We start from the raw sequence: 24,430 nt of genomic DNA on the forward strand, positions 1-24,430 counted from the left end.
CGTCGCCGACGTGAGGCACGGTCGCGGCTGCGCGAGCCGTGCCTCAGGTCCGGTTTGAAGCGCGCGGCGACGACGGGCAACGCCCTCGCGCCGCCGCGCGATCACGCTTTGTCGGAGGCTTTCGTTGGCAACCGCAGAACTCGCAGGCAAACACCTCGTCCTCGGCATGACGGGCGGCATCGCCTGCTACAAGATCGCCGAACTCACGCGTCTGCTGACCAAGGCAGGCGCGACCGTGCAGGTCGTCATGACCGAAGCGGCCACCCAGTTCATCACCCCCGTCACGATGCAGGCGCTGTCGGGGCGGCCGGTCTTCACGAGCCAGTGGGACGGTCGCGTGCCGAACAACATGGCGCACATCGATCTATCGCGCGAAGCCGATGTGATCGTGATCGCGCCGGCGTCGACCGACTTCCTCGCCAAGCTCGCGCACGGCATGGCCGACGATCTGCTGTCGACGCTGTGCATCGCACGCGACTGCCCGCTGCTCGTCGTGCCGGCGATGAACCGGCAGATGTGGCAGAACCCGGCCACGCAACGCAACGTCGCGCAACTGCGCGCGGACGGCGTCGAGGTGCTCGGCCCCGATTCGGGCCCGCAGGCCTGCGGCGAAATCGGCGATGGGCGCATGCTCGAAGCGGCCGCGACCTACGAGGCGGTCGCGTCGTTCTTCGCGCCGAAAATCCTGTCCGGCCGGCGCGTGCTGCTGACCGCCGGGCCGACCTTCGAACCGCTCGACCCGGTGCGCGGCATCACCAATCGTTCGAGCGGCAAGATGGGCTTCGCGCTCGCGCGCGCCGCGCAGCAGGCCGGCGCCGACGTGCATCTGGTGGCCGGTCCGGTCGCGTTGGAAACGCCGTGGGGCGTCTTGCGCGAGGACGTGCAGACCGCGCAGCAGATGCACGACGCGGTGATGCGCGCGGTCACGGAGGCGGACATTTTCATCGGCGTCGCGGCGGTGGCCGACTGGCGCGTCGATCACGTCAGCGGTCAGAAGATCAAGAAGACCGCCGAGCACGCGCTGCCGAGCTTTTCATTCGTCGAGAATCCAGACATCCTCGCCGCGGTCGCCGGGCTGCCGAAGCCGCCGTTCGCGGTCGGCTTCGCCGCCGAAAGCGACAACCTCGAAGTCCACGGCGAGGAAAAGCGCGCCCGCAAGAACGTGCCGCTGCTGATCGGCAATCTGGGGCCGCAAACGTTCGGGCTCGACGACAACGAAGTGATTCTGTTCGAAGCAGGCCGCGCGACGAAGCTGCCACGCGCCGACAAGCAGACGCTGGCGCGCGCGCTGATCGCGGAAATCGCGAAGCGTCTGCCGCCCGGCATCAGTCCGGTTGGCTGAACGAGCGAGCGGCAGTGGGCCCGTGTGGCCCGGCCATCTTTGCCCGGTTAGCCGACCGGAATCACCTGGAGCACTACTGCCATGACGCTACTCTCCGTGCTCGATCAAACACCGGTGATCGCCGGCCATTCGGTGGCGGACGCGATCGCCGCGACCGTCGAACTCGCGCAACTCGCCGACGACCTCGGCTACACGCGCTACTGGTGCGCCGAGCACCACGGCCTGCGCGGCGTGTCGAATCCCTGCCCTGAAGTGATGCTGGCGCGCCTCGGCAGCGTGACCAAACGCATTCGCATCGGCTCGGGCGGCATCATGCTGCCGTACTACAGCCCGTTCAAGGTCGCCGAGCAGTTCATGATGCTCGAGGCGCTGTTTCCGAATCGCGTCGATCTCGGCGTCGGACGCGCGCCGGGCGGCGACATGCGCACCGCGCAGGCGGTCGCCGCCGGCGCTTACAATCGCGGCGAGCATTTTCCGCAGCAGGTCGCCGAGTTGCTCGGCCTCATGCACGGCGCCCTGCCCGACGATCATCTCGCGCAGGGCGTGCTGCTGCAGCCGCAGATCGATACGCGCCCGCAGCTGTGGATGCTCGGCTCGAGCGACTTCGGCGGTTTGCTCGCGGCGCAGCTCGGCATCCGCTTTTCGTTCGCGCATTTCATCAACGCGCATTTCGGCAAACAGGTCGCGCTGGCGTATCGCGAGCGCTTCCAGCCTGGCAACGACGCGTCGCGGCCGTATCTGGCGGCCGCGGTCTTCGTGATCTGCGCGGATACCGAGCAGGAAGCCGCGGACCTCGAAAAAGCCGTCGATCTGCGTCGCGTGCAGATGGCGTATGGTCTGAACGAACCGATACCCTCGATCGAGCAAGGCATCGCGCAGGAATATGGCGAGCGCGAACAGCTCGTGATCGACCGCGAAAAGCCGCGCAGCATCATCGGCACGCCTGAGCGCGTGACCGAACGGCTCACGGATTTACAGCAGCAGTTCCAGGCCGACGAGCTGATGGTGCTGACCGTCGCCGGCAGCTATCGTGCGCGCTTGCGCTCCTACGAACTGCTCGCCGACGCGTTTCAGCTCGGCTCGAACCAGGCGGCTTGATCGCAAAGGCGTTGCCAGTCAGCCGCGTGCCCCTTCACCAACCTCACCCCCAACTATCGAACCTGAATGAAACTCGACCTGAAGATTCTCGATCAGCGCATGCGCGAACAGCTCCCCGCTTACGCGACGACCGGTAGCGCCGGCCTCGATCTGCGCGCCTGCCTCGACGAACCGCTGACGCTGAAACCCGGCGAAACCGCGCTGGTGCCGACCGGACTCGCGATCCACGTCGGCGACCCCGGTTATGCGGCGTTGATTCTGCCGCGCTCGGGTCTCGGCCATAAGCATGGGATCGTGCTCGGCAATCTGGTCGGCCTGATCGATTCCGATTACCAGGGCCAACTGATGATTTCGACGTGGAATCGCGGCGAGACGACATTCGTGCTGAATCCGATGGAACGCCTCGCGCAACTGGTGATCGTGCCCGTCGTGCAGGCCGGGTTCAATATCGTCGATGACTTCGAGGAAAGCGTGCGCGGCGCGGGCGGGTTTGGTAGCACCGGCAAGCATTGATCGATTGCTGCGACGCGGCGGCTGGCGCCTTCAGCGCACGCCGTGAGAAAAAACCAGAGCATAAAAAACGGCGCGGGATAAAACCCGCGCCGTTCTGCCTTTGGTGTCAGGCCAGCTCAACGCAACGCCGACCTGACTGACATCACTCGACTTCCACCGCCTCCGGATTCGGATTGCGCGGCGCCGGATGCTCGTCGAAGGTCAACTGCACCTTGTCGTCGGCATCGACGTCGACCGTCACGCGGCCGCCGTTCATCAGCTTGCCGAACAGCAGCTCGTCGGCGAGCGCACGACGGATCGTGTCCTGGATCAGGCGCTGCATTGGCCGCGCGCCCATCAGCGGATCGAAACCGTGCTTCGCCAGATGCTTGCGCAGCGCATCGGTGAACAGCGCATCGACCTTCTTCTCGTGCAGCTGATCTTCCAGCTGCATCAGGAATTTGTCGACCACGCGCATGATGATTTCCTCATCGAGCGAACGGAAGCTGATCGTCGCGTCCAGACGGTTGCGAAACTCCGGCGTGAACATGCGCTTGATGTCGACCATCTCGTCGCCCGCCTCGCGGCGGTTCGTGAAGCCGATCACCGACTTGCCCATCGCCTCGGCGCCCGCGTTCGTCGTCATGATGATGATGACGTTGCGGAAGTCCGCCTTACGCCCGTTGTTGTCCGTCAGCGTGCCGTGGTCCATCACCTGCAGCAGCACGTTGAAGATGTCCGGATGCGCCTTTTCGATTTCATCGAGCAGCAGCACGCAATGCGGCTTCTTCGTGATCGCCTCGGTCAGCAGGCCACCCTGGTCGAAACCGACGTAGCCCGGCGGCGCGCCAATCAGCCGGCTCACCGCGTGACGCTCCATGTACTCCGACATGTCGAAGCGGATCAGCTCGATGCCGAGCGTGAACGCGAGCTGCTTCGCGACCTCGGTCTTGCCGACGCCGGTCGGACCCGAGAACAGGAATGCGCCGATCGGCTTGTCGAGCTTGCCGAGGCCCGCGCGCGCCATCTTGATCGCGGCCGACAGTGCGTCGATAGCCGGATCTTGACCAAACACGACGCTCTTCAGATCGCGGTCGAGCGTCTGCAGCTTGCTGCGATCGTCCTGCGACACGCTTTGCGCCGGCACGCGCGCGATCTTCGAGATGATTTCCTCGATCTCGTTCTTGCCGATCGTCTTCTTCTGCTTCGACTTCGGCAGAATGCGCTGCGCCGCGCCCGCTTCGTCGATCACGTCGATCGCCTTGTCCGGCAAATGACGATCGGTGATGAAGCGCGCCGACAGCTCAGCCGCCGCCGACAGCGCACCCGACGAATACTTGACGCCGTGGTGCTCTTCGAAGCGCGATTTCAGCCCGCGCAGGATCGCGACCGTCTGCTCGACGGTCGGCTCGGTCACGTCGATCTTCTGGAAACGACGCGACAGCGCCGCGTCCTTTTCGAAGATGCCGCGATATTCGGTGAAGGTGGTTGCGCCGATGCACTTCAGCGTGCCCGACGAGAGCGCCGGTTTCAGCAGGTTCGACGCGTCCAGCGTGCCGCCCGACGCGGCGCCCGCGCCGATCAGCGTATGGATTTCGTCGATGAAGAGAATGGCGTGCGGACGCTCTTTCAGTTCCTTCAGCACCGTCTTCAGACGCTGCTCGAAGTCGCCGCGATACTTGGTGCCCGCGAGCAGCGCGCCCATGTCGAGCGAATACACCTGGGCATCGGCCAGGATGTCCGGCACTTCGCCGCGCGTGATGCGCCATGCGAGCCCTTCGGCGATCGCGGTCTTGCCGACACCGGCCTCGCCGACCAGCAGCGGATTGTTCTTGCGGCGGCGACACAGCACCTGCACCACACGCTCGACTTCCGACTCACGTCCGATCAGCGGATCGATGCGGCCGTCCTTCGCCATCTGGTTCAGGTTCTGCGTGAACTGGGCGAGCGGCGTTTCCTTCTGCGCGGCGGCTTCGTCGGACTCGGCATTCGCATCGCTCGCCTTCGCGGCGTCCGAACTGCTCGTCTTGGCGATGCCGTGCGAGATGAAATTGACTACGTCCAGACGCGTGACGCCCTGCTGCTGCAGGTAGTACACCGCATGCGAGTCCTTCTCGCCGAAGATCGCGACCAGCACGTTCGCGCCGGTCACTTCCTTCTTGCCGTTCGAGGTGGACTGCACATGCATGATCGCGCGCTGGATCACCCGCTGGAAACCGAGCGTGGGCTGCGTGTCGACGTCGTCCGTGCCCGGCACGGTCGGCGTGTTGTCATGAATGAAGTTGCGCAGGTTCTGGCGCAGATCCTCGATATTGGCCGCGCATGCGCGCAGTACCTCTGCCGCCGTCGGGTTATCCAACAGCGCGAGCAAAAGATGTTCGACCGTTATGAACTCGTGCCTTGCCTGGCGCGCTTCCATGAACGCCATATGCAGGCTGACTTCCAGTTCCTGGGCAATCATGCTTCCTCCATCACACACTGCAGCGGATGCCCGGCCTGCCGTGCGTGGGTAACGACTTGCTCGACTTTGGTCGACGCGATGTCCCGCGTATAGACCCCACAAACTCCCCTGCCCTCGCGATGCACCTTCAACATGACCTGCGTTGCGGTTTCACGATCCTTATTGAAATATTCCTGCACGATCATCACGACAAATTCCATCGGCGTGAAGTCGTCATTCAGCAGCACCACCTTGTACATGGACGGCGGCTTGAGTTTCTGCTCCTGCCGCTCCAGTACGGTGCCGTCCTGCTTGTCCGGGATAATCGCCATACACCCATTCTAAACAACTAGGACAGGCCCGCAATCCTGTCAGAACCCGGCCGCCCGGCCGATGAGCCCGTTCGCTGCCACCCGGCGGTCACGACGCTGTCATGTTCGGCCTGGCCTGCGCGTTTTCGACGGGCCGATTGCGGTGCCGGCCCCGATCCTGTCATGCGCGGCGCGTGCTGCACCGCGGTCGGATCGAGTATCGCACAACCTGCCGGTACTGGCTGCGAGCGCTCGCCGCGCTGGGCGTCGGCGCCGCGGGCACAGTCAGCATGTGAGTGGATTATGCGACTTTTCAAGCCACGCCGCTTGCGCCACCGCACATACGGAAGCGGTAAAAACCCTGGAAAGCGGCCTGTTTGCAACGCGACAACGACGTCTCAAAATTTTCTTGACACTCGAATAAAGAGCCCCAACAATCAAGCTGGCACTTTTTTCACCAAGCCATAATCTCGAAAAAATGCCGATGGTGAGCTTGTGAGGAGGGAACGACTGCCTCGCGTGGTCGTGGCTTTTCGAGGGCTCGTGGTAGTGACATGAGTTACAGGGGAAGTTGGAATGGCAACTGGTACGGTCAAATGGTTTAACGACGCAAAGGGTTTCGGATTCATCACGCCCGACGAGGGCGGCGAGGATCTGTTTGCACACTTCTCGGCCATCCAGATGAATGGCTTCAAGACGCTGAAGGAAGGCCAGAAGGTCACCTTCGAAGTCGTGCAAGGCCCGAAAGGCAAGCAGGCATCGAACATTCAGGCGCCAGCCTGAAACGTTTCGATACCCGTCCTTTTTGAAACCCGGCTCCGCGCCGGGTTTCTTTTTTGCGGCAGCTTTCTATTGCAACGGATTTTCCGGCCGGAAAGCCGCGCGAAAATTCCGGGTAAAAAAATACCCTGGCCGTTTGCTGGCGCCGGGGTTTTTATGCGAACCGCATAATCCCGGCGCGTCAATTACATATTTTCGATCATCACTTGCCCAAATGCCGAGCACGACACCTGGGTCGCGCCTTCCATCAGGCGGGCAAAATCGTAAGTAACGCGCTTTTGCAGGATCGATTTTTCCATCGAGCTGATTATCAGATCCGCCGCCTCGAACCAGCCCAGGTGGCGCAGCATCATTTCCGCTGACAGGATTTCCGAGCCGGGATTCACGTAATCCTTGCCCGCGTATTTCGGCGCCGTGCCGTGCGTCGCTTCGAACATCGCAACCGAATCCGACAGGTTCGCGCCCGGCGCGATTCCGATTCCGCCGACCTGCGCGGCGAGCGCGTCCGAGATGTAGTCGCCGTTCAGGTTCAGCGTGGCGATCACGTCGTATTCGGCCGGGCGCAGCAGGATCTGCTGCAGGAACGCGTCGGCAATCACGTCCTTCACGACGACATCGCCGCCGGTCTTCGGATTCCTGACTTTCATCCAGGGGCCGCCGTCGATCAGTTCCGCGTTGAACTCCTTCTGCGCGAGCGCGTAGCCGTAGTCGCGAAACGCGCCTTCGGTGTACTTCATGATGTTGCCCTTGTGCACCAGCGTGACCGAGCGGCGTTCATTGTCGATCGCGTACTGGATCGCCTTGCGCACCAGACGCTCGGTACCTTCGCGCGACACCGGCTTGATGCCGATACCCGACGAATCCGGAAAGCGGATCTTCTTCACGCCCATTTCTTCGCGCAAGAACTTGATGATCTTCTTCGCCTGTTCGGATTCAGCCGGCCATTCGATGCCCGCGTAGATGTCTTCCGAGTTCTCGCGGAAGATCACCATGTTGGTCTTCTCGGGCTCGCGCACCGGCGAGGGCACGCCCTTCAAATATCGCACCGGGCGCAGGCACACATAGAGGTCCAGTTCCTGGCGCAACGCGACGTTCAGCGAGCGGATGCCGCCCCCGACTGGCGTGGTGAGCGGCCCCTTGATCGACACGATGTATTCCTTGACCGCCTGCAGCGTTTCGTCCGGCAGCCATACGTCCGGGCCGTACACCCGGGTCGCCTTCTCGCCCGCGTAGATTTCCATCCAGTGGATTTTCTTCTTGCCGCCGTACGCCTTTTCGACCGCCGCATCCACGACCTTGAGCATGACCGGCGTGATGTCCAGACCGGTGCCGTCGCCTTCGATGTACGGGATGATCGGCTCGTCGGAAACGTTGAGCGAGAAGTCGGCGTTGACGGTGATCTTATCGCCACCTGTCGGAATCTTGATGTGCTGATACGGCATGATCGGACTCCAGTGAAAGCTGTGCAAAAGCTGATGGGAGACTGCGAAAGAGACGCCCTCGCCGCGCAATGCCGAACCGCCGCGAGCGGCCTGGCCGCTATTCTAGCCCACGTCCCACGCGCGACGCGGCCGCCCCTCGCTCCGGGTTTTCCAACATAGACGGCCTCTCGAACGCGCCACGCTCCTCTATAAGATAGAAGAATCTGCGTCCCGGTTTATGCATTATCATCGCGCCGTATCGCTCTGCCGTATCGCTCTCCTATGCGCCTTCTCGCCCTCAACAAGCCGTTCGGCACCATCTGTCAATTTTCGCCACACGAGACGCGGACGTCGCTTGCCGACTGGGTCAGGCTACCCGGCGTCTATCCGGCCGGCCGGCTCGACTCCGATAGCGAAGGCCTGCTGCTGCTCACCGACGACGGCGCGCTGCAGGCGCGCATCGCCGAGCCGCGTCACAAGCTCGTCAAACGCTATTGGGCGCAAGTCGAAGGCGCGCTCGACGACGCCGCGTTGAAAAAGCTCGCGCGCGGCGTCGATCTCGGCGACTACGTGACACGCCCATGTCAGGCGAGCTATGTTGAACCGTCCAGCTCGCTGTGGGCGCGCACGCCGCCGATCCGCTATCGCGCCGCGATCCCGACCACATGGATCGAGCTGTCGATCACCGAAGGCAAGAACCGTCAGGTGCGTCGCATGACGGCGGCGGTGGGTTTTCCGACGCTGCGTCTCGTTCGCGTCGGCATCGGTGCGCTTGACATTTTTTCACTCGGACTGCAACCTGGACAGAGCACGGAGTTGCGAACGAACGCGCCATGGGATGGCGTCGCCTGAACATGATTTGACGATTGTTCGTTCATCGCCGCAACACCGCGTGCCGAACTCACGCACGCGCGAATCAGCCTGCACGTGCTCACTCCAAACCCGTTTCACGGCTGTGACAATCAAGCTAACTCGTTGTAGCAGCACGCAAAATAATGCGTGAAACGCAGGCCCGAAATGCGTGACACAAGTGGGCTCGCCGCGAGCCTGCGCCACGCGGTTTGATCGCGTGTCATCACGATCAAAATATCCGCGCAATTCGCGTCAACCGCCGTACAACTCCACGCGTTATCCGACGCAGATGCCGCCGAAGCTATCCGGCATTCAGCCTTAAAGACATTTGCATACGCCGTTTTCGCGGCGAGTACGAAAGTCCGAACGCTAGCAGACGCGTCGAAAAATTTGTTCGATGCGGCTGTCAACCGAAAGGTGGATGGCACGTTTACCGACATGACTCTACATATGCCGGGTCATTTGGTTAATTAACTCAAGCTGAGGATTCACAAAATGAACAAACTGATCGCCGCTCTGGTCGCTGGCCTCTTCGCAACGGCAGCATTCGCACAAGCATCGGCACCGGAAGCAGCTCCGGCAGCTCCGGCAGCAGCTTCGTCGGCAAAGAAGACCACCAAGCACGCTCACAAGAAGTCGCACAAGAAGGCAGCAGCGGCCGCTTCGGCAGCTTCGGAGTAAGTTGCTTGTAAAAACGCAGTAAAGAACTAGCTTCATTGCCGTTCTTACGGCGTTGTAAGGCAGATCACCGCAAGGCGATCTGCCTTTTTGTTTTTGACGCGCTCGCGTAACATGCGCGAGTCAATTTCAGCAAGGAGTCTTGCCGTGCGATTTTCCATGCGCTCGTCGATGGCGCGTTTCGCCATTGCCGTAGCACTGCCGCTCGCGGCGCTGTCGTTCGTCGTCACCACGGCTCCCGCCCAGGCGCAGCAGATGCCGCCGGGCGCCAAGCAGCCGAGCGAGTTTCCGCGCGTCAAGCTGACCGCTGGCATGTTCGTGATCGACGCGGCCGTCGCCGCCAACGACGCGGACCGCGAACAGGGCTTGATGTATCGCACGAAGCTAGCGCCGAACGAAGGGATGCTGTTCGTGTTCAACGAGAACGCGGGCCACTGCTTCTGGATGAAGAACACGCTGATCCCCCTGTCGATCGCATTCATGCGCGCCGACGGCACGATCACCGACATCGACGAAATGCAGGCCGAGACCACCAACAACCACTGCCCGACGCACAACGGCGTGTTCGCGCTGGAAATGCCCAAGGGCTGGTTCTCGGCGAAGGGCATCAAGCCGGGCATGCAGGTCCAGGGCTTACCGCCGGTGCCGGGTGTCACGCAGTAAGACCCTCACCGCCGGGCCGCGTGTTCGTGCAGCCCCGTAAATGGCCCCGGGGCGGCCTCTGAGCGGGGGCACCGTCCCGCCACGCTGTCCCGCGAAAAGCCGGCGTCTCAACCCGAGGCGCCGGCTTTTTTTCGCCCGCTCAGCCCCGCGCCACCAGCCTTCGCGCCGGCTGGCAGGATTCATGCAAAAGACCAATCGACGCGCTATCCTTGTAATCTCGATAAGGTAACGCCAGATAAAGCACCACTCAGACTCCCCGGGCGGCCCACGCGGTCGCCCGACATGCGTTTCAGGCGCGCCATTACAAGGAGATTCACGTGCCCCGCAAGACTCCCATCGAGCGCTACCGGAATATCGGCATCAGCGCTCACATCGATGCCGGCAAAACCACCACCACCGAACGGATCCTGTTCTACACCGGCGTGACCCACAAGATCGGCGAGGTTCACGACGGTGCGGCGACGATGGACTGGATGGAACAGGAGCAGGAGCGCGGCATCACGATCACGTCGGCGGCCACGACCGCGTTCTGGAAAGGCATGGCCGGCAACTATCCCGAGCATCGGATCAACATCATCGACACCCCCGGGCACGTCGACTTCACGATCGAAGTCGAGCGCTCGATGCGCGTGCTCGACGGCGCCTGCATGGTGTACGACTCGGTCGGCGGCGTGCAGCCGCAATCGGAAACCGTGTGGCGCCAGGCGAACAAGTACAAGGTGCCGCGCATCGCGTTCGTCAACAAGATGGACCGCGTCGGCGCGGACTTCTTCCGCGTGCAGCGGCAGATCGGCGATCGTCTGAAGGGGGTCGCCGTGCCGATCCAGATTCCGATCGGCGCGGAAGAGCACTTCCAGGGCGTGGTCGACCTCGTCAAGATGAAGGCGATCTACTGGGACGACGACAGCCAGGGCATCAAGTTCGAGTACCGCGACATCCCGGCTGAACTCGCGGCCACCGCGAAGGAATGGCACGACAAGATGGTCGAGGCCGCGGCCGAGGCGAACGAGGAACTGCTCGAGAAGTACCTCGGCGGCGAACCGCTGAGCGAAGCCGAAATCAAGCACGGCATCCGCGCGCGCACGATCGCCAACGAGATCGTGCCGATGTTGTGCGGCAGCGCGTTCAAGAACAAGGGCGTGCAGGCGATGCTCGACGCGGTGATCGACTATCTGCCGTCGCCGGTCGACGTGCCCGCGATCACCGGTCACGACGAGCACGACAAGGAAATCGAGCGTCATCCCAACGACGACGATCCGTTCTCGGCGCTCGCCTTCAAGATCATGACCGACCCGTTCGTCGGTCAGCTGATCTTCTTCCGCGTGTACTCGGGCGTCGTCAACTCGGGTGACACGGTCTACAACGCGGTCAAGGAAAAGAAGGAACGCCTCGGCCGGATCCTGCAGATGCACGCGAACGAGCGCAAGGAAATCAAGGAGGTCTACGCGGGCGACATCGCCGCGGCCGTCGGCCTGAAGGAAGCGACCACCGGCGACACGCTCTGCGATCCTGATCATGTGATCATCCTTGAAAAGATGATCTTCCCGGACCCGGTGATCTCGCAGGCCGTCGAACCGAAGACCAAGGCCGACCAGGAAAAGATGGGCATCGCGCTGAACCGTCTCGCGCAGGAAGACCCGTCGTTCCGCGTGCAGACCGATGAGGAATCCGGACAGACGATCATCTCCGGCATGGGCGAGCTGCACCTCGAAATTCTGGTCGACCGGATGAAGCGCGAGTTCGGCGTGGAAGCGACCGTCGGCAAGCCGCAGGTCGCGTATCGCGAAACCGTGCGCAACAAGGTCGAGGACGTCGAAGGCAAGTTCGTCAAGCAGTCGGGCGGCCGCGGTCAGTATGGCCACGCGGTGATTACGCTGGAGCCGTCCGAGCAGGGCAAGGGCTACGAATTCGTAGACGCGATCAAGGGCGGCGTGATTCCGCGCGAATTCATCCCCGCGGTCGACAAGGGCATCGTGGAAACGCTGAAAGCCGGCGTGCTCGCGGGCTATCCGGTCGTCGATGTGAAGGTCACGCTGACTTTCGGTTCGTACCACGACGTCGACTCGAACGAAAACGCGTTCCGCATGGCCGGCTCGATAGCGTTCAAGGAAGCGATGCGCAAGGCGAAGCCCATCCTGCTCGAACCGATGATGGCCGTGGAGGTGGAAACGCCCGAGGACTTCATGGGCAACGTGATGGGCGACCTGTCGAGCCGACGCGGCATGGTGCAGGGCATGGAAGACATCGCGGGCGGCGGCGGCAAGCTGGTGCGCGCGGAGGTGCCGCTCGCCGAGATGTTCGGCTATTCGACGTCGCTGCGCTCGGCCACCCAGGGCCGCGCGACCTACACGATGGAGTTCAAGCATTACGCCGAGACGCCGAGCAATGTCGCCGAGGCCGTGATCAACGCGAAGAAGCAATGACGCTGACGCGGCGGCGTTGAGCGCGACAAGCCGAAGCCCGCTCCCTGTGAGCGGGCTTTTTTTATGGCGCCGTTTGCATCGTCGAGCCACGCACCCGTTTTTTGAACGTGCCAGAATGTTGATCAGCCATGTGGCACGCCCCTGAATCGTAAGACCGAAGCGAACGACTCGAACGCGGCACGCCAGCCGAGGAGGAGACACGATGAGCCACGATCACGAACATCCGCATTACCGGGCCGAGCACGACGCCGCCGAAGCCAGCCAGCAGATCGACTGGCGCGAACACGGCGTGAAGGTCATCCGCGGCGATCAGCTCGACACCAACACCGCGCAAACGCCGGGCATGAACCGCGCGGCCGCGATCAACGCGGCGCGCGTCGGCGCGCAGAAAATCTGGGCCGGCACCGTGACGATCCATCCGAATGCGAAGACCGGCGCGCATCATCATGGCGCGCTCGAAAGCGTGATCTACGTTGTGCGCGGCCAGGCGCGCATGCGCTGGGGCGAGCATCTGGAATTCACCGCCGAGGCCGGTCCCGGCGACTTCATCTTCGTGCCGCCCTATGTGCCGCATCAGGAGATCAACGCGAGCACCGACGAGCCGCTCGAATGCGTGCTCGTGCGCAGCGACAATGAAGCGGTCGTCGTCAATTTGAACATCGACGCGGTGGAGCAGCCGGAAACCGTCTACTGGGTCGATCCGATCCACAAGCATCCGCACGATCACTAAGCCGCTCATCAACCCATCCATTCATCCGCTCGTGCCACATGACGCCTAACGCCTCGCTGCGCCCTCGCCTCGTCGCGCTCTACGCGGTGCTGCTCGCCGCCAACCTCGGCGCATGGCTGTGGGCGCTAATCGCGTTTCGCCACTACCCGCTGCTGCTCGGCACCGCGCTGCTCGCGTATGGCTTCGGTCTGCGTCATGCGGTCGACGCCGACCACATCGCGGCGATCGACGCCGTTACGCGCAAGCTGATGCAAACCGGCATGCGACCGGTCGGGATCGGGCTCGCGTTTTCGCTCGGCCATTCGACGATCGTGATCGCGGCGACGATCGGCATCGCCTGGACCACGCATTCGCTGAATGGGCGCTTCGAGAGCTTCAAGGAAGTTGGTGGCACGCTCGGGACACTGGTTTCCGCGTCGTTCCTGCTGGTGCTCGCGGCGGTCAATCTCGTGGTCCTGCGCGACGTGTGGCGCCGCTACCGGCACACGCAACGCGGCGACGCTGCGACCACAGCGTCAGCCGATGCGCTCGCCCCAGCCGGGCTGCTGTCGCGCGCATTGCGGCCGCTGTTTCGGCTGGTCACGAAAAGCTGGCACATGTATCCGGTCGGCGTGCTGTTCGGGCTCGGCTTCGACACCGCGACCGAGGTCGGCCTGCTCGCGATCGCTGCGTCGCAGGCCAGCACTGGCCTGCCGCTCTATTCGATCCTCGTGTTCCCGGCGCTCTTCACGGCCGGCATGACGCTTGTCGATTCGACCGACAACGTGCTGATGGTGCACGCGTACGGCTGGGCGATGGACGACCCGAAGCGCAAGCTTTACTACAACGCGAGCATCACGTTCGTGTCGGCGATGGTCGCGATCGTGATTGGCGGCGTCGAGGCGCTGGGGCTGCTGTCGGATCGCTTCGGCCGGAGCGGCGGAGTGTCGGATGCGATCGTCGGAATCAACGATCATTTCGGCGCACTCGGCTATGCGATCGTCGCGGCCTTCATGGCGTGCTGGATCGGCTCGGTGCTGTTTCATCGCTGGAGACGGCCGGATACGGCGGCACGATAAGTGACCTGGCCTACCGGAAAACCGATCTACACCGTAGGTTTCTTTGAGAGTTCCACCTTGTTGAGTTCGAAACCGCATTTCGCGCCGTGTTGCTCCGCCAATCCGTCCACAATCGCGGCCGCCCCTCGCGAGCACGCGTCCGGTAACCGTTGTGACGACGACACACCGCGCGTCATTTATCGGCCGATCGACTAGCGCGGCGCGCCCCCGGTGCGCCAGAGCCGCGAGCAATCGCTTACACTGAGACCGCTCTGCACAGCGTTGCCCTTTCGCGATAGCGGCCCCGCCACATCCCATCGCCCATCGGAAGGCGCGCTGCCCCTCGCGCCGTCGCGCGGCTCGCGCGACGCCTCCGAACCAGCAACAGAACGGGTTGGACACGCCATCGATGAAAACGCCAGCGGACCGATTTCTCGCACCTGACGCATTGGACGCAGCCCGCCTCACAGCCGACGCCTACGGCAACCACGCTCTCGACGAGTTTGTCGCCGGCCGCATCACGCGCCGCGAGCTGCTACGACATGCGAGCGTGATCGGTCTGTCGCTTGCGGGTGGCGGCCTGCTCGGCGCGCCGCGAGCGCGGGCGCAAGGTGCACCGCCCACGTCGAACCAGACGATCCGCGTCGCGCATCTGACGCCGGCGGGCGCCGTCGATCCGCTGACGGTGACTGACGCCGCGAGTCTCGCGCTGCTGAACCAGACCGGCGAATTCCTGATCGACGACGACGGCGAGAAGCTGATGCTGAAGCCCGCGCTCGCGCTGTCGTGGAAGCCGAACGACAAGGGCGACGTGTGGACCTTCAAGTTGCGCCCCAACGTGAAATTCCACGACGGCCAGAGCTTCGGCGCGAAAGATGTAGTCGCGACCTTCGACCGTCTCGCCGATCCCGCGAGCGGCTCGGCCGCGCTATCGGTACTAAAGGGCGTGCTGTCGAAAGGCGGCGCGAAGGTCGTCGATGAACACACGGTGGAGTTTCATCTCGACGCGCCGACCGGCAATTTCCCTTACTACGTTTCCTCGGATAATTACAACGCGGTGATCCTGCCCGCGAACTTCGCGGGCAACTACGAAAAGAGTTTCATCGGCACGGGTCCGTTCAAATTCGAAAAGTATCAGCCGAAGGTTGGCGCGTCGTTCGTGCGCAATCCCGACTACTGGGGCGAGAAAGCGTTACCGCAACGCGTACAGTTTTCGTTCTACGCCGACGAGCAGGCTCAACTGCTCGCGTTGCAAGGCCATCAGGCCGACGTGATGGGCACGTTCACCGTGCAGGGCGGCGCGGCCATCCTGAACAATCCGGACTACAAGGCGGTCGGCGTCAAGTCGAGCGCGCACCGCCAGATTCACATGCGCAACGACAGCCCGCTCTTCAAGGACAAGCGCGTGCGTCAGGCACTCGCGTTGTCGCTCGATCGCGACGTGATCGTGCGTGGTCTCTTCAAGGGTCGCGCACAACTCGGCAACGACAGCCCGTTCGCGCCGGTGTTTCCATCGTCGGATGCGGGCGTGCCGCAACGCAAGATCGACGTCGCGAAGGCGAAGCAGCTGCTCGCGCAGGCCGGCGTGCCGAACGGTTTCGACGTCACGCTGACCACTGAAAAATACATGGAGATCCCCGACCTCGCGGTCGTCGTGCAGAACGCCGCGAAGGCGATCGGCGTGCGCATCAATCTGAAGGTCGAGAGCCAATCGCTCTACTACGGCGCGGGCACGCCGGGCAAATCCGACTGGCTCGACTCGCCGCTCGGCATCACCGATTACGGCCATCGCGGCGTGCCGAACGTGTTCCTCAACGCGACGCTGACGAGCAACGGCACATGGAACGCCGCGCACTTCAAGAATCCGCAATACGATCAACTGGTCGCGCAGTTCGTCGCGGCGCTCGATCTCGCCACGCAAAAGAAAATCTCCGGGCAGATCCAGACGCTATTGCTCGACGAAACGCCGCTGATCATTCCGTTCTTCTACGATCAGTTGATCGCGATGCGCAAGGGCGTGAACGGCGTGCGCTTCACTGCGCTCGCGCAACTGTATTTCGATCGCGCGACGCTCAGCGCGTAAGCAGCGCGCTGTCCGTCTCGCTTTTCGCAGGAGAACTCACGATGTCGGCTCCGGCGCCCTCTCCCGCCTCGAATACATCGCGTCCGCCGCGCGCGACGAACGGCAACGCGGGCCGCGTCGCGCGTTTTCTCGCGACGCGCGCGGGTCTTTCGCTGATCACGCTGTGGCTGCTGTCGGTGATCGTGTTCGCGGGCGGCCAGCTGCTGCCCGGCGATATCGGCCGCGCGGTGCTCGGGCCGCTCGCCGATGCGCGCGCGGTCGCCGCGCTCGATCATCAGCTCGGCGCCGACCGGCCGCTGCTCACGCAATACATCGACTGGATCACGCATTTCGTGCGCGGCAACATGGGGCTGTCGTACGCGTATCGCGAACCGGTCAGGCCGTTCATCGCCGATGCGCTCGGGCATTCGGCGAAGCTCGGTCTGCTCGCGTTCATCGTCGTCGTGCCGCTCGGCATCGCGGGCGGCGTGTGGTCGGCGATGCATGCGGGGCGCTGGCTCGATCGCACGATCAGCATCGCCGGTTTGTCGGCGACCGTGGTGCCGGAGTTCGTGTCGTCGATCGTGCTGATTCTCGTGTTCGGCGTGTGGCTGCGCTGGCTGCCGATCGAGGCCTCAGCTCCGCCCGATGCGAGCGTGCTCGAACAGCTGCGGCATCTGGTGCTGCCGGTGCTGCCGCTCGTCCTCGTGTTCTTCGGCTACATCGCGCGAATGGCACGCGCGGGCACCGTCGAAGCGCTCGACGCCGACTACACGCGCACCGCCATCCTCAAGGGCCTGCCGCGCCACGTCGTGATCTGGCGGCACGTGCTGCGCAATGCACTGCTGCCGACGATCACCGTCGCCGCCACCCAACTCGGCTACATGATCGGCGGACTCGTGGTGGTCGAGACGCTGTTCCACTATCAGGGCATCGGCTCGCTGATCTACAACGCCGCCAAGGCGAAGGACTTTCCAATGCTCGAAGCGGGCGTACTGACGATCGGCGTCGTCTATACGCTCGCGAATCTGGTCGCAGATGCGCTGCACGTGCTGCTCAATCCGCGACTGCGGGTGAGGACCGCCGAATGAATACGACCGTGCCGCCGGCTTCATCGACGCCACCAGGCTCGCCCGCGCCAGGCGCACCGGGCTCCGAGCCGCGTTTCCCGCGCCTCCTCCTGCTCCTCGGTTCGCCGACCTTCATCGTGGGCGCGCTGATCGTCGCGTGGTGGATCGTCTGCGCGATCGCCGGGCCGTGGTTCGTGCATCTCGATCCGTACGCGTCCGATCCGCTCAATTCGCTGACGCCGCCCGATCGCACGCACTGGTTCGGCACCGATCAGCTCGGCCGCGACGTATTCTCGCGCGTGATCGTCGGCGCGCGCGACATCCTGACGATCGCGCCGCTCGCGACACTGCTCGGCACCGCGGCGGGCACCGCGCTCGGCCTGGTGGTCGGCTACTTCGACGGCTGGGTCGACGACGTGATCGGCCGCATGATCGACGCGGTGCTCGCGCTGCCGCTCGTGATCGTCGCGCTGCTCGCGCTCGCCGCGGTCGGTGCGTCGAACTTCACGGTGATTCTCGTGATCGGCACCACCTTCACGCCGATAACAGCCCGCACCGTGCGCGCCGCCGTGTTCGCAGAGCGGCATCTCGACTATGTGGCCGCCGCGCAGCTGCGCGGCGAACGCGCGCCGTACATCATGTTCGCGGAGATCCTGCCGAACGTGCTGCCGCCGATCGTCGTCGAAGCAACGGTGCGGCTCGGCTATGCGATCTTCGCGGTCGCGACGCTGTCGTTCCTCGGCTTCGGCATCCAGCCGCCGTCGGCCGACTGGGGGCTCGCGCTGTCCGAGTCGTACACGTTGATGGCGGGCGGCGCGTGGTGGACCGTCGTGTTCGCGGCGGGCGCGATCGCGTCACTGGTGGTCGGCGTCAATCTGATCGCCGACGGCGTGCAGGGAGTGCTTGACCAATGAACGGCCCACCGCCCTCCTCGTTCGCCGCGTTCGACGTGTCGAAAAGCGATCGCACCGATGCGCTGACCGTGGTCGGCCTGACGGTCACCTACCGGATCCGCGGACGCGATCGCGAAGTGCTGCAGGACGTATCGTTTCGCGTGCGACGCGGCGAGGCGTATGGGCTCGTCGGCGAATCCGGTTGCGGCAAGTCGACCGTGGCAATGGCGACGCTGCGCTATCTGCCGCGCAATGGCAAGGTGAAGGCCGGCAAGATCGTAATCGCCGGAGAGGACGTGCAGAAGCTGGGTGCCGACGCGCTGCGCAGCATGCGTGCGACGACCGTCTCGATGGTCTACCAGGACCCGGGGCGCGCACTGAATCCATCGCTGACGATCGCCCGTCAGGTTTCCGAAGCATTCGAGGCGGCCGGCGTCGCGCGCGACGAGGCGCTGCAACGCACGCTCGAGATACTCAAACGCGTCCGCATCGCGGCGCCCGAGCGCGTGATGAACAGCTATCCGCATCAATTGTCGGGCGGCATGCAGCAGCGCGTCGTGATCGCGATGGCGCTCGCGTCGAACCCCGCGCTGCTGATTCTCGACGAACCGACTACCGGCCTCGATGCGACCGTCGAAGCGGAAGTGCTCGACCTCGTCGCACGGTTGCGCGAGGAACTCGGCACCGCGGTGCTGTTCATCAGCCACAACCTCGCGGTGATCGGCCGCATGTGCGAACGCGTCGGCGTGCTGTACGCGGGCAAGCTGGTCGAGGAAGGCGCGACCCAGGACGTGTTCGCGCGGCCGCGTCATCCGTACACGGTCGGATTGCTGCGCTGCCTGCCGACGGCCGGACGCAGCAAGGACAGCGAGCGGCTCGATACGATCGCGGGCGGCCTGCCTCTGCCGGGCTCGGTCACGCAGGGCTGCATCTATGCGGAGCGCTGCCGTCTCGCCGACGAGCGCTGCCGCCGCGACGCGCCGCCGCCCTATCGCCTCGGCGCCCGGCATGGCGATCAGATGGCGCGCTGCCACTATCACGAGCGTGCGATCGAACTGCCGCGTGCGACATCGAGCGCGGCGCCGGTGGCGGCCGCATCATCCAACGCGGCGCCGCGCGCGCCTTCTGCGCCGGTCTTGCGCGCCCGGAACCTGTCGAAAACATTCCACGTATCGGGCGCGCCGCTGCGCGCGGTCGACGACGTGTCGCTCGAACTCGCGAGCGGCGAGACGCTCGGCCTCGTCGGCGAATCGGGCAGCGGCAAGACAACGCTCGCGCGGCTGCTGCTCGGCCTGCTCGCACCCGATGCCGGCAGCGCGCTCGAACTCGACGGCGCCCCGCTCGCCGCGCGCGTCACGCGACGCAGCGACGAGCAGCTGAAATCGCTGCAGATCGTGTTCCAGAATCCGGACTCGGCGCTCAATCGCGCGCATTCCGTCAAGCGGCTGATCGGCCGTGCGCTCGCGCGCTTCACCGCGCTGCGCGGGCCCGAGATCGACGCACGGCTCGCCACGCTGACGGACGCCGTGCGGCTGCCCGAGCGCTATCTGGACGCACGTTCACGCCAGCTTTCGGGTGGGCTCAAGCAGCGCGTCGCGATTGCGCGCGCGTTCGCCGGCGAACCACGCGTCGTCGTGTGCGATGAGCCGACTTCATCGCTCGACGTGTCGGTGCAGGCCGCGATTCTGAACCTGCTCGCCGATCTGCAGCGCGAGCGCGGCGTCAGCTACGTATTCATCTCGCACGATCTGCACGTGGTCCGCTATGTGTCGGATCGCATCGCGGTGCTCTACCTCGGCCGGCTGCTCGAAATCGGCCCGGCGGCGGCCGTGTTCGATGGACCGCAGCATCCCTATACCGAGGCGCTGCTGTCCGCCGTGCCGACGCTGCCGGGCGACGGCGCGTGCGGCGAGGTGCATCAACGTACGCGTATCCGTCTCACCGGCGAGTTGCTCGGGCCCGGCGCGATGCCGTCGGGCTGCGTGTTTCACACGCGCTGTCCGCGCAAGCTCGGCGCGATCTGCGAGCAGCAGGACCCGCCGTTTCTCGACGCGGACGGCGCCGCCGATTCGTCTTCCGCGCACCGGATTCGCTGCCATATTCCGGTCGCCACACTTCGCGAGCTGCAAAGCGAGCCGCGCGACGACAACGCGAGCGACCCGACGAATGGCGGCAACTCCGACGATGCGTCGGAAAACGCCAGCTAGCGTCGACTCGAACCTCATCGACGCACACCGCCCCTCTTAACGAATCCCGCGTCGGAACACGCTTTTGCGTCCGCGCGTTTCATCGTCGCAACGTTTTGAGGCGTTTTTCCGGCGTGCGCATCGCACATCCCGATATCGCCCGTGTCGCTTCAAGGCTTTGCGACGCGTGGCATGGATATCGCTAAATTAGCGGCCAAAGATTCGAAGCCAAACCGGGCGAGCAACGCCGCGCATATCCGCACGACGAGCGTCACCACGCGATGGCGCGACCTCGCGCGATCAGCACGGCAGCGACGCACGGACAACTTCGACACAACGGACCGGGGGTTCGACAAGCCCCACGTGCAGACAGGTCGGCCGGCGCTGGGGCAGCTCGCGAAGGCGGCAGCGAGGTACCGTCCTTCGCTCTGGAGACCCGCGATGAAGACCGGAAAATCAGATCAGTACTACTGTGCAACGATGCGCGGCGCGGTGGTCCTCGCGGGGGTCGCGGTGTTGGCGGGCGGGACCGCGTACGGGGCGTCGACGGACGTGATCCCTCGCTCGATTGTGGTGGCCGACGCGTCGCGGGCGCAACCCGGCGATTCAACGCCGCTGCTGCTCGCGCAGAACGACGGCGCGGCAACCGGCGCCGAGGCTGGCACGGCCACAGCCGCCGACGACGCCGCCTCGGTGTTCGCGCCGGCCGGCTGCGGCGGGCTCGGCGGTCCGGGCTGCGGGCGGTTCGGCGGCGGCAGTGGCAACGGCAGCGGTAATGGCGGCGCGGCGGGTTCGAGCAATAGCGGTGCTGGCGCAAGCGGCAACAGCGGCGCCGGGGCGGCGGGTTCAGGGAGCGGAAGTGGGAGTGGCGGTGCGGGCACGGGCGGTAAGGGAAATAGCGGTGGTGGTGGCGGTGGTGGCGGAGGTGGCGGAGGTGGCGGAGGTGGCGGAGGTGGCGGAGGTGGCGGAGGTGGCGGAGGCGGCGGAGGCGGCGGAGGCGGCGGAAGCAGCGGCGGCAGCGGGAGCGGCGGCTGCGGTTGCGGAGGCTCCAGCGGTGGCCCAGGTGGTGGCTTTGGCGGTGGCCCTGGCGGTGGTTTCGGCGGTGCGAATGGTGGTGGCTTCGGTGGTGGCTTCGGTGGCGGGTTCGGCGGAGGCTTTGGCGGAGGCTTCGGCGGCGGTCACGGAGGCAAGGGTGGCGGCAGCGGCGGCAGCGGCAACGGTGGCGGGAACGGGCACTAGGCGTCGCCCGTTGCCCCGGGTAGGGAGCCCCCGCGCCCTACCCGCCGACGACATGTCCCGGCATACTGTCCGCTATCCGCTGGCAACGGCGGTGATGTCCCGATCCCCCGGTCGGGCGTCACCGCCGGAGGCCGGTCGGAGCGGCCCGCCCGCCTTCGGCGCGCGCTGACGGAATGGCTCGGAGAGCGCGCGCGCCGCGCCTCGCGCCATCGCGCGAACCGCACCGCGAGCGGCGGGAACACAACTTCCATTGCGTGCGAGTGTTATGGAACCAATCCGAGACGACCGCCTCATATCAAATTCATCGTTCGATATGAGGGCCCACAACATGCATAGAAGCGTCCCCCCCTCCGCGACCCGCACGGCAGCCGCCGTGCTGACCGCTGCCGCCCTGGGCCTCGCATCGCTCGCCAATGCGCAAACACCCGCGCAGCCAATGGCGCAAACCTTGTCGCAAGCGGCACCACCGGTCGACCCGAGCTTCTCGGCCTACTCGCTCGTCCAGAGCTGCAAACAGCGCCACGACAACGTCGCGCAAGGGCAATGCGTCGGCGCGATCCGCGGCATCATCCACGGTTATCAATACGGCGTGCTGTTCCTCTCGCAACGAGCAACCCTCCCCGCCAACGAAACGCAGCGCGTGTCACTATGCCTGCGCGACGTGGCGGTGTCGTCGATCGTCGACGACTTCCTCGCCGATGCCGCCCAGGTGCCGGACGACGCGCTGCAGCACACCCCCGCCGAAGTCGCCGTGCTCGGCTCCGTGCATCAGCACCATCCCTGCACCTGAGCGCCGCGTCAGCGCGAGCGGCGTCATCGACGCCCACAGCGCTTCGAGCCTCGCGCGCCGCCGTTGCGCAACGGACGGCGGCCGCGCCGGCGCTTACAACATCTCCAGCGCACGCTTGCCGCGCGGCGGCTTGAAGTACGCGTCGAGCGCGGCGAGTTCGCCGGCTTCCAGCACCAGTTGCGACGCGCGATGGTTGTCCCGCACATGCTCGACGCGCGCCGCCTTCGGAATCGCGCACACATTGGGCTTGCCCAGCACCCACGCGAGCGCCACCTGAAACACCGAGACGCCGCGCGCGTCGGCGATATCGTCGAGCGGCGAGCGTTTCGGCAGCCGCGCATGATCGACCGGGCTGTACGCCATCGCCGGCATGCCGCGCGCGGCGAGCCACGGCAACAGATCGAACTCCGGCCCGCGCCGCGCCACGTTGTACAGAATCTGGTTGGTCGCGCACGCGTCGCCGCCTGGCGTCGCGACGAGTTCGTCCATGTCGTCGGTATCGAAGTTGCTGACGCCCCAGTGACGGATCTTGCCCGCGCGCCGCAGCGCCTCGAAGCCGTCGACGGTGTCCGCGAGCGGCACCGAGCCACGCCAGTGCAGCAGATACAGATCGAGCCGGTCCGTTTTCAGACGCTTCAGGCTCTGCTCGCACGCGGCGATCACGCCGGGCCGGCTGGCGTTGTGCGGATACACCTTGCTGACCAGAAACACCTTGTCGCGCAAACCCGCGAGCGCTTCGCCGAGCAGCGACTCGGTCGCGCCGTCGCCGTACATTTCGGCGGTATCGATCAGCGTCATGCCGAGTTCGATGCCGCAGCGCAGCGCATCGATTTCCGCCGCGCGTCGTGCCCGCTGCTCGCCCATTTCCCACGTGCCCTGCCCCAGTGCCGGCATGCGCTCGCCGCCCGGCAGGCTCACGCTTGCGATCTCGCTCGTCATGCTGACTCCTCGAAAGTGGCTCGATCCAGATGCGATGCGCTGGCCCGCCGCCTCATCACGCAACGCATGCTACGAAAAACCTGGCGATGAGTTTAGCGGTTCCGCGGCCTCGCAACGGCGCGCCTGGCAAAAGCCCGCTATAACGGGACGCGCCGATGTTTTAAAATTGCCGCTTGCCCATCTTGCGTGAGCCCCATGACCTCTGCCTCGGAAGACCGCTGGCGCGACCTGCGCCCGGACCCGGAAAACGACACGCCGCTCTATCTGCAACTTGCCCGCAAGCTCGGCAGCGCGATCCACGAAAACCGCTGGAACGCCGGCGAGGCGCTGCCTTCGGAGCGCGTGCTGTCGGAGGCGCTCGGCGTGTCGCGCATCACGTCGCGCAAGGCGATCGCGCTGCTCGTGGAGCAGGGTTTGATCCGCCGCACCCAAGGCGCGGGCAGCTTCATCACGCCGCGCTACGAAGATCCGTTGTCGCGTCTGTCGAGCTTCAGCGAAATGCTGCGGCGGCGCGGCTTCACGCCGAGTTCGAAGTGGCTGTCGCGCGAAATCTCGCCGGCCAATCGCGACGAGGTGATCCAGCTGGGGCTGTCGCCGGCCGCAGCGGTCACGCGGCTGCGGCGGCTGCGGCTCGCCGACGGCATCGTGATGGCGGTCGAGAATTCGACGTTCCCGGCCGCGGTGATTCCCGATCCACAGGCAATCGGCGACTCGCTGTACACGTATCTGGAGAATCGCGGACTGACGATCGTGCGCGCGTTGCAGCACTTCCGCGCGGTGAACGCGAGCGACGAGATCGCGCAGCAGATGAGCATCGCGCCGAACGAGGCGTTGCTGTTGATCACGCGCGTGGGTTATACGGCGGATCAACGCGCGATCGAACTGACGGACACGTACTGCCGCAACGATTACTACGACTTCGTGGCGGAGTTGCGAAAGTAAGCTGCGACACGGTGGGCAATTAGGTACGCCGCGTTCCCAACC

The 24,430-nt window shown here is 64.8% G+C and carries 21 protein-coding genes; 17 read left to right on the forward strand and 4 right to left on the reverse strand.

All coding sequences use genetic code 11. The annotated features are described in order from the left end of the window. Positions 1-124 precede the first annotated feature (124 nt). The 3 genes from coaBC (at position 125) to dut (ending at position 2,953) form a co-directional block, all read left to right on the forward strand. Complete coding sequence (gene coaBC, locus HDG32_RS29315; protein ID WP_184072653.1) at positions 125-1,342, forward strand: bifunctional phosphopantothenoylcysteine decarboxylase/phosphopantothenate--cysteine ligase CoaBC; 1,218 nt, start codon at positions 125-127, stop codon at positions 1,340-1,342. Between the two features lie 81 nt (positions 1,343-1,423). Beyond that, positions 1,424-2,440: an LLM class flavin-dependent oxidoreductase gene (locus HDG32_RS29320; RefSeq protein ID WP_184072655.1), complete on the forward strand. Its 1,017-nt coding sequence runs from the start codon at positions 1,424-1,426 to the stop codon at positions 2,438-2,440. Positions 2,441-2,506: 66 nt separating this feature from the next. Beyond that, positions 2,507-2,953, forward strand: coding sequence for a dUTP diphosphatase (dut, locus tag HDG32_RS29325; RefSeq protein ID WP_018421593.1), 447 nt, complete (start codon positions 2,507-2,509; stop codon positions 2,951-2,953). A 142-nt stretch (positions 2,954-3,095) separates the two neighbouring features. Here dut and clpA read toward each other — a convergent pair whose 3' ends face one another. Together clpA and clpS are read right to left on the reverse strand one after the other, a co-directional pair. Beyond that, on the reverse strand, positions 3,096-5,393 hold the full coding sequence (clpA, locus tag HDG32_RS29330) for an ATP-dependent Clp protease ATP-binding subunit ClpA (RefSeq protein ID WP_090801577.1): 2,298 nt from the start codon (positions 5,391-5,393) through the stop codon (positions 3,096-3,098). Beyond that, positions 5,390-5,704: an ATP-dependent Clp protease adapter ClpS gene (gene clpS, locus HDG32_RS29335; protein WP_008919570.1), complete on the reverse strand. Its 315-nt coding sequence runs from the start codon at positions 5,702-5,704 to the stop codon at positions 5,390-5,392. The genes clpA and clpS overlap by 4 nt, the downstream gene beginning before the upstream one ends. Positions 5,705-6,259: 555 nt before the next feature. Here clpS and HDG32_RS29340 point away from each other — a divergent pair. Continuing rightward, positions 6,260-6,466 (forward strand): cold-shock protein, encoded by a 207-nt coding sequence (locus tag HDG32_RS29340; RefSeq protein WP_007180614.1) that lies wholly within the window; start codon positions 6,260-6,262, stop codon positions 6,464-6,466. 182 nt (positions 6,467-6,648) lie between these two features. Here the strand turns inward: HDG32_RS29340 and icd are convergent, their stop codons facing one another. Further along, complete coding sequence (gene icd, locus HDG32_RS29345) at positions 6,649-7,905, reverse strand: NADP-dependent isocitrate dehydrogenase (RefSeq protein ID WP_090801579.1); 1,257 nt, start codon at positions 7,903-7,905, stop codon at positions 6,649-6,651. A gap of 261 nt (positions 7,906-8,166) precedes the next feature. Between icd and HDG32_RS29350 the strand changes: the two genes are divergently transcribed. From HDG32_RS29350 to HDG32_RS29405, 12 genes are all read left to right on the forward strand, one after another. Then, the gene (locus HDG32_RS29350) at positions 8,167-8,736 is read left to right on the forward strand and encodes a pseudouridine synthase (protein ID WP_184072657.1); all 570 of its coding nucleotides are present in this window, start codon (positions 8,167-8,169) and stop codon (positions 8,734-8,736) included. Positions 8,737-9,231: 495 nt separating this feature from the next. Then, a complete protein-coding gene (locus HDG32_RS29355; RefSeq protein WP_090801582.1) occupies positions 9,232-9,417 on the forward strand; it encodes a hypothetical protein in 186 nt (61 codons plus the stop codon). A gap of 144 nt (positions 9,418-9,561) precedes the next feature. Further along, the gene (locus HDG32_RS29360) at positions 9,562-10,077 is read left to right on the forward strand and encodes a DUF192 domain-containing protein (RefSeq protein WP_184072659.1); all 516 of its coding nucleotides are present in this window, start codon (positions 9,562-9,564) and stop codon (positions 10,075-10,077) included. Between the two features lie 317 nt (positions 10,078-10,394). Continuing rightward, positions 10,395-12,500, forward strand: a complete 2,106-nt coding sequence (gene fusA, locus HDG32_RS29365; protein ID WP_184072661.1) for an elongation factor G — start codon at positions 10,395-10,397, stop codon at positions 12,498-12,500. Between the two features lie 202 nt (positions 12,501-12,702). After that, complete coding sequence (locus HDG32_RS29370; RefSeq protein WP_090801585.1) at positions 12,703-13,230, forward strand: cupin domain-containing protein; 528 nt, start codon at positions 12,703-12,705, stop codon at positions 13,228-13,230. A gap of 38 nt (positions 13,231-13,268) precedes the next feature. Beyond that, positions 13,269-14,288: a HoxN/HupN/NixA family nickel/cobalt transporter gene (locus tag HDG32_RS29375; protein WP_184072663.1), complete on the forward strand. Its 1,020-nt coding sequence runs from the start codon at positions 13,269-13,271 to the stop codon at positions 14,286-14,288. A 388-nt stretch (positions 14,289-14,676) separates the two neighbouring features. Further along, the gene (locus tag HDG32_RS29380) at positions 14,677-16,350 is read left to right on the forward strand and encodes an ABC transporter substrate-binding protein (protein WP_184072665.1); all 1,674 of its coding nucleotides are present in this window, start codon (positions 14,677-14,679) and stop codon (positions 16,348-16,350) included. A gap of 41 nt (positions 16,351-16,391) precedes the next feature. Beyond that, complete coding sequence (locus HDG32_RS29385) at positions 16,392-17,420, forward strand: ABC transporter permease (protein ID WP_184072667.1); 1,029 nt, start codon at positions 16,392-16,394, stop codon at positions 17,418-17,420. Continuing rightward, positions 17,417-18,313, forward strand: a complete 897-nt coding sequence (locus HDG32_RS29390; RefSeq protein ID WP_184051565.1) for an ABC transporter permease — start codon at positions 17,417-17,419, stop codon at positions 18,311-18,313. Before HDG32_RS29385 ends, HDG32_RS29390 begins: the two co-directional genes overlap by 4 nt. Continuing rightward, on the forward strand, positions 18,310-20,499 hold the full coding sequence (locus tag HDG32_RS29395) for an ABC transporter ATP-binding protein (protein ID WP_184072670.1): 2,190 nt from the start codon (positions 18,310-18,312) through the stop codon (positions 20,497-20,499). Before HDG32_RS29390 ends, HDG32_RS29395 begins: the two co-directional genes overlap by 4 nt. Before the next feature lie 420 nt (positions 20,500-20,919). Beyond that, positions 20,920-21,717, forward strand: coding sequence for a hypothetical protein (locus tag HDG32_RS29400; RefSeq protein WP_184072672.1), 798 nt, complete (start codon positions 20,920-20,922; stop codon positions 21,715-21,717). A gap of 328 nt (positions 21,718-22,045) precedes the next feature. Continuing rightward, the gene (locus HDG32_RS29405) at positions 22,046-22,507 is read left to right on the forward strand and encodes a Rap1a/Tai family immunity protein (protein WP_184023091.1); all 462 of its coding nucleotides are present in this window, start codon (positions 22,046-22,048) and stop codon (positions 22,505-22,507) included. 93 nt (positions 22,508-22,600) lie between these two features. Here the strand turns inward: HDG32_RS29405 and HDG32_RS29410 are convergent, their stop codons facing one another. Next, on the reverse strand, positions 22,601-23,446 hold the full coding sequence (locus HDG32_RS29410; RefSeq protein WP_184072674.1) for an aldo/keto reductase: 846 nt from the start codon (positions 23,444-23,446) through the stop codon (positions 22,601-22,603). Between the two features lie 195 nt (positions 23,447-23,641). Between HDG32_RS29410 and HDG32_RS29415 the strand changes: the two genes are divergently transcribed. Further along, positions 23,642-24,388 (forward strand): GntR family transcriptional regulator, encoded by a 747-nt coding sequence (locus HDG32_RS29415; protein ID WP_013090333.1) that lies wholly within the window; start codon positions 23,642-23,644, stop codon positions 24,386-24,388. The last annotated feature ends 42 nt before the right edge of the window (positions 24,389-24,430 follow it).

The sequence above is a fragment of the Paraburkholderia sp. CI2 genome, assembly GCF_014201055.1.
Lineage (GTDB): Bacteria > Pseudomonadota > Gammaproteobacteria > Burkholderiales > Burkholderiaceae > Paraburkholderia > Paraburkholderia tuberum.